Origin of the sequence: Vibrio sp. 1159 (genome assembly GCF_033340395.1) — a bacterium.
In the GTDB taxonomy this organism is placed as follows: domain Bacteria; phylum Pseudomonadota; class Gammaproteobacteria; order Enterobacterales; family Vibrionaceae; genus Vibrio; species Vibrio alginolyticus.
This window is the reverse complement of sequence record NZ_JAWOWL010000189.1, coordinates 1-1,042: the sequence shown is the minus strand read 5'-3', so window position 1 is coordinate 1,042 and position 1,042 is coordinate 1. Positions and strand designations below refer to the sequence as shown.

The following is a 1,042-nucleotide window of genomic DNA, read 5'->3' as shown; positions in this document are numbered from 1 at the left end:
GTGTGCGATGGATTCTGAGTACCTTTTAAAGGTTCTAGCAAGCCTTTATTGACGGGGATGTTCATGATTTTTCCGTGCATTATGGGCATTTTTTATTAGAGAGTTTATCAAGGCTTTCTCATTATAATGGTGAAAAAAATATCATTTGGGTCGGTGTTACAAATAATAGGAAAAAGTTCCAGGAGAAAATATTTAACATATTGGGTTTAGAAGATGTAAATCACATATATGTAACTGGTTCAGTAACTTGTGAACGATTAAATGTATCCGAGAGAGAGTATATTATTTGGGATAAATTTAGTAAGTATCACTATGATTTTTTAAGTGTAAATGATCGGGTTTCGGAGAGTTTTTATAATGAAAATGTTTGGCTTTCTCGTTCTGGCTTTGATACATATGAAAATGAATTTATTATAGAGACTCTACTTTTAATGCGCGGTTGGCGTATTTTAAATTTAGAAGAATTAGAATTTGAAGAGCAGGTATCAATATTTAACTCATGTAAAAAAATTGCGGGTATAGAAGGGACTGCATTTCACAACATGATATTTTCAAAGCTTGCAATTGATGATATTAGTATCTTTTCCAGAAGGAGAAATAATCCTGTTAACGGAAACTATAGACTTATAAGTAGCGTTGTAAACAATAAGCATAAATTTTTCACACCTAAGATTGATCCTACTGGCTGCGTGGATGTTAATACTCTATTTGAATGTCTGGGTTTAGAGCTAAATGATACTGATTATAGAGTTATAAAAACATTGGAAAATAAGATAAAAACTCCAATGAAAAGACCGCATTTACTAAATCGAATAAGAAGCATTGCCACCGACACTGCTGATAGATTTTCAAACATATCAAAAGAAATGATGGATATATTCGAAAAATATAATTAGCCGTAATTAGTTAGGAATGATTTTATGAAAGGTAAGTATGTTAATTTAATTAGAGATGCTGCTTTAAGGGTAACTATTCACCCACGAGCTATTGACGACGGTTTACGCTAAAAATACTGGCTCCTGATAATCAACTTTCAACATGT

At 32.0% G+C, this 1,042-nt stretch carries 1 protein-coding gene; it reads left to right on the top strand.

Features of this window, described 5'->3' with window-relative positions; all coding sequences use genetic code 11:
• The first annotated feature begins 74 nt into the window (after window positions 1-74).
• A complete protein-coding gene (locus R7127_RS26900) occupies window positions 75-896 on the top strand; it encodes a glycosyltransferase 61 family protein (RefSeq protein ID WP_318148762.1) in 822 nt (273 codons plus the stop codon).
• The last annotated feature ends 146 nt before the right edge of the window (window positions 897-1,042 follow it).